Origin of the sequence: Roseateles sp. (genome assembly GCF_046300915.1) — a bacterium.
Classification (GTDB): domain Bacteria; phylum Pseudomonadota; class Gammaproteobacteria; order Burkholderiales; family Burkholderiaceae_C; genus Kinneretia.
In genome coordinates this window covers 1-4218 of sequence record NZ_JBKCLH010000223.1, presented here as the reverse complement: position 1 = coordinate 4218, position 4218 = coordinate 1, and the positions used below count along the sequence as shown (strand labels likewise).

At 70.7% G+C, this 4218-nt stretch carries 6 protein-coding genes; 2 read left to right on the top strand and 4 right to left on the bottom strand.

Going from position 1 to position 4218, the window contains the following annotated elements; all coding sequences use genetic code 11:
• The 4 genes from ACK5F2_RS16855 to ACK5F2_RS16840 all read right to left on the bottom strand — a co-directional run.
• Nucleotides 1-257: MarR family winged helix-turn-helix transcriptional regulator (locus ACK5F2_RS16855; protein ID WP_409866723.1), on the bottom strand; the 257-nt coding region annotated here is incomplete at its 3' end.
• A gap of 78 nt (nucleotides 258-335) precedes the next feature.
• Complete coding sequence (locus ACK5F2_RS16850; RefSeq protein WP_409866721.1) at nucleotides 336-1043, bottom strand: aquaporin; 708 nt, start codon at nucleotides 1041-1043, stop codon at nucleotides 336-338.
• Between the two features lie 9 nt (nucleotides 1044-1052).
• Nucleotides 1053-1556: an arsenate reductase ArsC gene (locus ACK5F2_RS16845; RefSeq protein ID WP_409866719.1), complete on the bottom strand. Its 504-nt coding sequence runs from the start codon at nucleotides 1554-1556 to the stop codon at nucleotides 1053-1055.
• A gap of 8 nt (nucleotides 1557-1564) precedes the next feature.
• Nucleotides 1565-1888 carry an ArsR/SmtB family transcription factor gene (locus ACK5F2_RS16840; protein WP_409866716.1) on the bottom strand — a complete coding sequence of 108 codons (324 nt, stop codon included), beginning with the start codon at nucleotides 1886-1888 and terminating at the stop codon, nucleotides 1565-1567.
• 108 nt (nucleotides 1889-1996) lie between these two features.
• Between ACK5F2_RS16840 and arsD the strand changes: the two genes are divergently transcribed.
• On the top strand, nucleotides 1997-2365 hold the full coding sequence (gene arsD, locus ACK5F2_RS16835) for an arsenite efflux transporter metallochaperone ArsD (RefSeq protein ID WP_409866714.1): 369 nt from the start codon (nucleotides 1997-1999) through the stop codon (nucleotides 2363-2365).
• 11 nt (nucleotides 2366-2376) lie between these two features.
• On the top strand, nucleotides 2377-4179 hold the full coding sequence (arsA, locus tag ACK5F2_RS16830; RefSeq protein WP_409866726.1) for an arsenical pump-driving ATPase: 1803 nt from the start codon (nucleotides 2377-2379) through the stop codon (nucleotides 4177-4179).
• Nucleotides 4180-4218: the final 39 nt, after the last annotated feature.

Sequence of the window (4218 nt, the reverse complement as noted above, 5' to 3'; positions counted from 1 at the left end):
GGCACCTTGCTCACCCAGCCACGGGCAGCCATGGCCTCCACCGCGCGCCACACCCAGCTCTTCTCCAGACTCAGGCGCAGGCCCAGCTCCGACAGTGGCAGCGGGCCGGAGCGCGCCAGCTCGGTGAGCAGATGGCATTGGGTGCTGGTGCTGCGGCAGCAGTCGGCCACCACGCGCTGGGCCCGGGTGTACAGACGCGCCACCTCGCGCAGCAGATTGCCGGGGCTGGCGTCCGAGGGCAGATTCAAGTCGGGCATTTGGGTGTGTGTAGCAACTATCTGGTTTGAAACAAGGGGGCCGCAGCCCCCTGAGCCTATTCAGCTCACTCGGCTCGCTCAGCCGCGCTGGGTGCTGGCAGCGGCCATGGTCTTCTGTTCGGGTGCGGGGCGGCCTGGGGCGGCGCTCAGCAGGCGATGCACGCCCAGGGCGGCCAGAGCCCCCAGCAGCTGGGCCAGCACAAAGCCCAGGGCGCTGGCCGGGGCGATGCCGGCAAAGCTGTCGCTGAACATGCGGCCGAACACCGCCGCCGGATTGGCGAAGGAGGTGGAGGCCGTGAACCAGTAGGCCGCGCCGATATAGGCGGCCACCATGGCCGCCACCCGCGTGCCCGGCGCGCGCAGGATCACCAGCAGCAGGCCGAAGGTGGCCACCGCCTCGGCGATCCACTGGCCCGTGCCGCCGCGCAGCTTGCTGGAGAACTGCAGCAGGTTCAGCTCGAACATGGCGTGCGCCAGCCAGGCTCCGCAGGCCGCGCCCAGCAGCTGGGCCAGCACATAGGGCAGGAGCAGGCGCGGCGCCAGCTCGCCACGCAGGCTCATCACCAGGGACACGGCCGGATTGAAGTGCGCGCCGCTGAGCGGACCGAAGACCTCGATCAGCACATACAAGCCGCCCACCGTGGCCAGGGTGTTGGCCAGCAGGGCCAGGGCCACATTGCCGCCCGACAGGCGCTCGGCCATGATGCCCGAGCCGATGACCACGGCCAGCAGCAGGGCCGTGCCCAGGGCCTCGGCCAGCAGCTTCTGCGAAATGCGCGCGCTCATAGGGCGTCCTCAGCTCTTGGCGATGGCGTTCAGCGCGGCCGCCAGCTCGCTGCGGTCCATGCGCTCTAGCGGCAGGGCCAGCAGCTGCAGCATGCGGTAGCCGATGGCCTGGCGCGTCAGCTCGAAGGCGCGGCGCTTGCCCTCATCGCCGCCCTCGGCAGTGGAGGGGTCCGGGTAGCCCCAGTGCACCTTGACCGGCTGGCCCTGGCCACCAAAGAACACGGGGCACTGCTCGGCCGCGGCGCTGTCGCACACGGTGATCACGATGGACAGCGGCGGCGCCTCGGGGCCGGTGAACTCGTCCCAGCTCTTGCTGCGGTAGCCGCTGGTGTCCACGCCCGCGTTCTGCAGGGCCTCCAGGGCGAAGGGGTTGAGCCGGCCGCTGGGGGCGCTGCCGGCGCTATGGGCCTGCACATCCCGGCCCAGCCGACGGGCCAGATGGTTGAGCATGCCCTCGGACAGCACGCTGCGGGCGGAGTTGTGGGTGCAAAGGATCAGGGCGTGGGTGCTCATGCGTGTGCTCAGCAGCAGTTCTTGGTGGTTGAAGGGTTCAGGCAGGCCTGGCCCTGGCAGCAGTTCTCGGTGAGATAGGCCAGCAGCTCGTTCATCTGCCCGAAGGCCGCGCGGTAGACCAGATGGCGGCTGACCCGCTCCTGCGTCACCAGGCCGGCGTGGCTGAGCTCCTTGAGGTGAAAGGACAGGGTGGCCGCGGGCAGCTCCAGCGCCTCCGCCAGGGCCCCGGGGGTCAGGCCCTGCTGACCGGCCACCACCAGCAGGCGAAACACCTTGAGCCGGTGGGCTTGGGCCAGGGCGGCCAGGGCGCGAATGACGTCGGTCTCTTCCATAGTTAGATAATTCTATAGAATTGGAAATATTGACGCAACACAAGCCCTGCGTCAGAAAACCCGCGCAAACTGGCCCTGTGCCGGTTGGCAGACTTCAAGGAGTTCTCCATGCCCCAGATCCAGATCTTTGACCCCGCCCTGTGCTGCAGCAGCGGTGTTTGCGGCCCCGAGCTGGACGAGCAGCTGGTGCGCGCCGCGGCCGATATCGACTGGGCCCGCAGCCAGGGCGGTAGCGTCGAGCGCTTCAATCTGGCCCAGCAGCCCCTTGCCTTTGCCGAGAACGCCCTGGTGCGCGAATTTCTTGAGCGTGCGGGCCAGGGCGCCCTGCCCCTGACCCTGCTGGACGGGCAGCTGGTGCTGGCCGGCCGCTACCCGGGCCGTGATCAGCTGGCGCAGTGGCTGGGCCTGGCGGCGCAGCAGGCAGGCGCGCCGGTGTCGGCGTCCGGTGCCTGCTGCAGCGGCGGCAAGTGCTGCTGAGCGGAGGCCTGATGCGCTATCTGGAACAACTGCCGCGCTTTGCCTTCTTCACCGGCAAGGGCGGCGTGGGCAAGACCTCCCTGGCCTGCGCCACCGCGCTCAAGCTGGCCGATGCGGGGCGGCGCGTGCTGCTGGTCAGCACCGATCCGGCCTCGAATGTGGGCCAGGTCTTCGGCCTGCACATCGGCAACCAGATCACGGCGGTGCCGGATGTGCCCCGCCTGTGGGCGCTGGAGATTGACCCCCAGGCCGCGGCCCAGGCCTACCGCGACCGCATTGCCGGCCCGGTGCGCGGCGTGCTGCCGGCCGAGGTGGTCAAGAGCATCGAGGAGCAGCTCTCCGGCGCCTGCACCACCGAGATCGCCGCCTTTGACGAGTTCACCGGCCTGCTCACCGATGCCGCCCTGGAGCAGCGTTTTGACCATGTGCTCTTCGACACCGCGCCCACCGGTCACACCATCCGCCTGCTGCAGCTGCCCGGCGCCTGGGACAGTTTTCTGGAGGCCGGCAAGGGCGATGCCTCCTGCCTGGGCCCCCTGGCCGGTCTGGAAAGGCAGCGCAGCCAGTACAAGGCCGCCGTGCAGGCCCTGGCCGACCCGGTCCGCAGCCGCCTGATCCTGGTGGCGCGCGCCCAGGCCTCGAGCCTGCGCGAGGTGGCGCGCACCCACGACGAGCTGGTGCATGTGGGCCTGAGCCGCCAGCACCTGGTCATCAATGGCCTGATGCCGGCCAGCGAGGCGCCGCTGGATGCCCTGGCCGCTGCCGTGCTGCGGCGCGAGCAGGCGGCCCTGGCCGCCATGCCCGCCGTGCTGCGCGAGCTGCCGCGCGACGAGATCGCGCTCATGCCCTTCGATCTGGTGGGCCTGGCGGCGCTGCGCCAGCTGCTGGATGCGGGGAGCGCCAGCGTCAGCCCGCCGCCCCTGCCGGCCGCGGCCCAGGCGGCCGCGCCAGCCCTGCCCGGCGAGACGGCGCCCAGCCTGGCCCAGCTGGTGGACGGCCTGGCCGCACCGGGGCACGGGCTCATCATGGTCATGGGCCAGGGTGGCGTGGGCAAGACCAGCCTGGCCGCCGCCCGGGCCCTGGAGCTGGCGCGGCGCGGGCTGCCCGTGCACCTGAGCACCTCCGACCCGGCGGCTCATCTGGACGACACCCTGGCCGGCGCACTGGGCATAGAGCCCAGCCTGTTCAGCGTCAGCCGCATCGACCCGCAGCGCGAGACCCAGCGCTACCGCGAGCAGGTGCTGGCCACCAAGGGCCGGGGCCTGGACGCCCAGGGCCGCGCCATGCTCGAAGAAGACCTGCGCTCGCCCTGCACCGAAGAGATCGCCGTCTTTCAGGCCTTCTCGCGCATCATCCGCGAGGCGGGCCGCAAGTTCGTGGTCATGGACACGGCACCCACCGGCCACACCCTGCTCCTGCTCGACGCCACCGGCGCCTACCACCGCGAGATCGCCCGCCAGATGGAGGGCACGGGCCTGCACTACACCACGCCCATGATGCAGCTGCAGGACAGCAGCCGCACCAAGGTGCTGATCGTCACCCTGGCCGAGAACACCCCGGTCCAGGAGGCGGCGGGCCTGCAGCAAGACCTGCGGCGTGCTGGCATCGAACCCTGGGCCTGGATCATCAACAACAGCGTGGCCGCCACCGGCCCGCGCTCGGCCCTGCTGCGGGCGCGGGCGCTCAAGGAACTGCCCTATATCGAGGCCGTGGCGCGCCAGCATGCCGAGCGCTATGCCCTGGTGCCCCTGCTGGCCGAGGAGCCCGTGGGCGCCGACAAGCTCCAAGCCCTCTTGGGGCGGCGGCCCGACTGAGTTGAGCTGAGCCGCCGTGCTGAGCTGAGCCTTGGGGGT